At 72.1% G+C, this 4,035-nt stretch carries 5 protein-coding genes and 1 tRNA gene; 1 reads left to right on the top strand and 5 read right to left on the bottom strand.

All coding sequences use genetic code 11. The features are described from left to right. Nucleotides 1–137: 137 nt before the first annotated feature. From proB to rplU, 5 genes are all read right to left on the bottom strand, one after another. The gene (proB, locus tag AC32QD_RS07190) at nt 138–1,262 is read right to left on the bottom strand and encodes a glutamate 5-kinase (RefSeq protein ID WP_492009808.1); all 1,125 of its coding nucleotides are present in this window, start codon (nt 1,260–1,262) and stop codon (nt 138–140) included. Next, a complete protein-coding gene (obgE, locus tag AC32QD_RS07185) occupies nt 1,259–2,296 on the bottom strand; it encodes a GTPase ObgE (RefSeq protein ID WP_492009807.1) in 1,038 nt (345 codons plus the stop codon). Before obgE ends, proB begins: the two co-directional genes overlap by 4 nt. After that, nucleotides 2,293–2,847, bottom strand: a complete 555-nt coding sequence (locus AC32QD_RS07180; RefSeq protein ID WP_492009806.1) for a GNAT family N-acetyltransferase — start codon at nt 2,845–2,847, stop codon at nt 2,293–2,295. Before AC32QD_RS07180 ends, obgE begins: the two co-directional genes overlap by 4 nt. A 71-nt stretch (nt 2,848–2,918) precedes the next feature. Beyond that, complete coding sequence (gene rpmA, locus AC32QD_RS07175) at nt 2,919–3,188, bottom strand: 50S ribosomal protein L27 (protein ID WP_492009805.1); 270 nt, start codon at nt 3,186–3,188, stop codon at nt 2,919–2,921. Between the two features lie 12 nt (nt 3,189–3,200). After that, nucleotides 3,201–3,581 (bottom strand): 50S ribosomal protein L21, encoded by a 381-nt coding sequence (gene rplU, locus AC32QD_RS07170; RefSeq protein ID WP_492009804.1) that lies wholly within the window; start codon nt 3,579–3,581, stop codon nt 3,201–3,203. 269 nt (nt 3,582–3,850) lie between these two features. Between rplU and AC32QD_RS07165 the strand changes: the two genes are divergently transcribed. Continuing rightward, nucleotides 3,851–3,940 (top strand) — tRNA-Ser (locus tag AC32QD_RS07165). The last annotated feature ends 95 nt before the right edge of the window (nt 3,941–4,035 follow it).

Below are 4,035 nucleotides of genomic sequence, written 5' to 3'. Positions count from 1 at the left end.
GGCCCGGATCGCCTCGGCGGCGGCCTCGAGCGCGCCGGTCTTGGCGGCCGGGGCGGCCGAGGCGAGCACGGCCGCCGCGGCGCGGGCGCGGGCGCCGATGGCCTGCATCATTGCCGCGACGTCGATCGGCTCGTCCATCACATCCCCCAGATCACCATGTCGTCGCGATGCGCCAGCGCCGCCCGGCCGGGATAGCCGAGGATAGCCGGGATCCGGTCGGATTTCTGCCCCGCGATGGCGCGCGCCTCGGCGCAGTTATAGCCCGCCAGCGCGGCGCCGACGGCCTCGCCGGCCTCGGTGACGATCGAGACCGGATCGCCGCGCTGGAAACGGCCCTCGATGCGGCGAACGCCCGCGGGCAAGAGCGACTTGCCGCGCCTGAGCGCCGCCACCGCGCCCGCATCGATGACCAGGGCGCCCGCCGGCTTCATGCCGGCGATCCACTGCTTGCGCGCGGCCGCAGGCGTGGCCTGGGGCATCAGCCAGGTGGCCCGGGCGCCCTCGCCGAGCGCGCTCAGCGGGCGGTCCATGTCGCCGCGCGCCACCGCGATCGCGCAGCCCCCCTGCATCGCCGTCTTGGCGGCGAGAAGCTTGGTCTTCATGCCGCCTCTCGCCGCGGCGCTGCCGGCCGCGCCGGCCATGGCCTCGATACGGGGCGTGATCTCGCTGATCTCGGGCAGGTGCCGGGCCGCCGGGTCGGTGCGCGGATTGGCGGTGTAGACCCCGTCGACATCGGACAGCAGCACCAGCAGGTCGGCGCCGGCCATCAGCGCCACCCGCGCCGCCAGCCGGTCGTTGTCGCCATAGCGGATCTCGTCGGTGGCGATGGTGTCGTTCTCGTTGACCACCGGCACGACGCCCATGCCGAGCAGCGTCTTCAGCGTCGCCCGGCCGTTGAGATAGCGCCGCCGGTTCTGCGTGTCCTCCAGCGTCAGCAGAAGCTGCGCCGTCATCAGCCCGTGCGGCCGCAGGGCCTCCTCCCAGGCGCGGATCAGGCGCGACTGGCCGATCGCGGCCGCGGCCTGCGCCTGCTCGAGCGGCAGCTCGCCGTCGGCCAGGCCGAGGACGCGGCGCCCCAGGGCGATGGCCCCCGACGAGACCAGCACCAGGTGCCGCCCCGCCTCGTGATGGCCGGCGAGGTCGGCGGCCAGGCCGTCGAGCCACGCGGTGCGCAGCCGGCCGCTTTCGGCGTCGACCAGCATGGCCGAGCCGACCTTGACCACCAGGCAGCGCGCCCGGGCGAGGATCTCGGCCCCGTTCATGGCCGCCATGCTTCCGGCTCCGCCGCTGCGACCGTCTCGGCCCCGCGCACCCGGTCGATCTCGGAGCGCAGCGCGCGCAGCAGCGCCTGCACGCCCGTGCCGGTCGCGCCCGAGATGGCGAAGCCGACGGGAACCCCGGCCTCGCGCAGCAGGCCGATGAGAACCTCCGCCCCGCCGGGCTCCAGCGCATCGGCCTTGTTGAGCGCGACGATGCGGGGCTTATCGGCGAGGCGGTGGCCATAGGCGGCGAGCTCGGCCACGACGACGCGATAGTCGCCCAGCGGATCGGCCGCGGTCGCGTCGAGCAGATGCAGCAGCACGGCGCAGCGCTCGACATGCGCGAGAAAGCGGTCGCCGATGCCGCGCCCCTCATGCGCGCCCTCGATCAGGCCCGGAATGTCGGCCATGACGAACTCGCGCTCGTCGATGCCGATGACGCCCAGATTGGGGTGCAGCGTGGTGAAGGGATAGTCCGCGATCTTGGGCCGCGCGTTCGAGCAGGCGGCGAGCAGCGTCGACTTGCCCGCGTTCGGCATGCCCACCAGGCCGACATCGGCGATCAGCTTCAGCCTCAGCCGGATGCTGCGCTCGACCGCGGGCTGCCCGGGATTGGCACGGCGCGGCGCCTGGTTGGTCGAGCTCTTGAAATGCAGGTTGCCCCAGCCGCCATTGCCGCCCTCGGCCAAGAGCACGCGCTGGCCCTCCCGGGTCAGGTCGGCGATCGGCGCCTCGCTGTCCTCGTCGAGGATCTGGGTGCCCACCGGGACCCGCAGCACGACATCGGCGCCGTCCTTGCCGGTGCGCTGCCGGCCCATGCCGTGCTGGCCGTTGCCCGCCTTGAAATGCTGGCGGTAGCGATAGTCGATCAACGTGTTCAGGCCCGCCACCGCTTCGGCCCAGACATCGCCGCCGCGCCCGCCATCGCCGCCATCGGGGCCGCCGAACTCGATGAACTTCTCGCGCCGGAAGCTGACGCAGCCCGGGCCGCCGCTGCCCGAGCGGATCGCGACCGTGGCCTCGTCGAGGAACTTCATCGGCCGGACCCGTGCCTTGTGCCGCGCGCCAGCCAGTCGGCGCGCGCGCAGCGATATACCCGGCCCGCGACGTCCTCGCCGCGTGCCACCGAGTAGAGGCGCGTCTCGCCCGCCTCGCTGAACCCCGCCTTCGCCAGCACCGCCACCGAGGACAGGTTGTCGGCGAACACGCTGGCGCGCAATGCCGTGACACCGGGCCTGGCGAACAGATGCGCGACCAGCGCCCGCACCGCCTCGGTGGCGTAGCCGGCGTTCCAGTAGGGCGGCCCTACCCAGTAGCTCAGCTCGGCCCCCTCGCGCTTGAAGCCGAGGATGCCGATCAGCTCCTCGCCGTCGACCGGGGTTGCGTCGACGGCCCACACCTCCTCGCCGCGCCGGCCCGCCAGCGACGCCTCGACGAAGGCCGCGGCCGCGCCCGGGGGATAGGGGTGCGGGATCAGCGCCGTCATGCGCGCCAGGCGCGCGTCCGAGGCATGCAGCGTGATCGGCCCCGCGTCGGAAGCCCGGAGCGGGCGCAGGACCAGCCGTTGCGTGCGGATCGTCTCGACCATCGCTGCCTCGAACGAGAAAGGGGACCGGCCCTGCAGCCGATCCCCTCGAATGACTTGCCTGAGAGATCGGCCTAGCGTGTGGCCTCGCCCGACGGCACGACCGAGACGAAGACGCGGCCCTTCAGCCCGGTGTGGAATTCCACGTTGCCCTCGACGGTGGCGAAGATCGTGTGATCCTTGCCCATGCCGACATTCTGCCCGGGCCACCACTTGGTGCCGCGCTGGCGCACCAGGATGTTGCCGGGAATGACCGCCTCGCCGCCATACTTCTTGATGCCCAGGCGCCGGCCGATGCTGTCGCGGCCGTTGCGCGAGGAGCCGCCCGCCTTCTTGTGTGCCATCTCGCTCTCCTCCTACTCGGTCGGCTGCGGCGCGGGCTCGGCGGCCTTCGCGCTCTCGCGCGCCGCTGGGGTCGCGCCCCCGGCGCCGACGATCTCGGTCACGCGCACAAGCGTGAGGTGCTGGCGGTGGCCCTTGATGCGCTTCGAGCCGTGCTTGCGACGGCGCTTCTTGAAGCTCACGACCTTCGGCCCGCGCGTCTGCTCCAGCACCTCGGCCTTCACCGAGGCGCCCTCGACCAGAGGCGTGCCCAGCGTGGTCTGATCGCCGCCGAGCATCAGCACTTCGCCGAATTCCACGCTGCCGCCGGCCTCGGCCGGCAGCTTCTCCACCGTTAGCTCGTCGCCGGCAGCGACGCGATACTGCTTGCCGCCGGTCCTGATGACTGCGAACATTGCTCCTGTCCTTCTCTGCCGCGTCCTGTGGCGCCCCTTGCGGGGTCTTCCGGCCGCCTGCGGCCGCCTCGGACAGCGCGCCCGGCGCTCCGGGCGAACTGCGATATGCGATCCTCGCCGCGAACCGGGGCTCGCGACGGGACGGCACTTATGATGAGGTGCGGGCGCGGAGTCAAGCCCGCCGGGCACGGCGCCAGCGCGGGAAAATGGGCCTTGAACGCGCCTGCCGCGCCGACTAGTTTCCGCGCACCCGAACGTCGATGCCCTGCGGAGAGGTGCCGGAGCGGTCGAACGGGGCGGTCTCGAAAACCGTTGTACCCTTACGGGTACCGTGGGTTCGAATCCCACCCTCTCCGCCAAGATCACCTCGATGTTCTCGCCCACGGGAAAGTACCAGGTGTGCATGGTCATCGAAAACTTGGTCCGGATGTCGCGAGCATCCTGGCGGATCATG

This window comes from Thermohalobaculum sp. (assembly GCF_058622915.1).
This window is presented reverse-complemented; position numbering and strand designations above follow the sequence as displayed.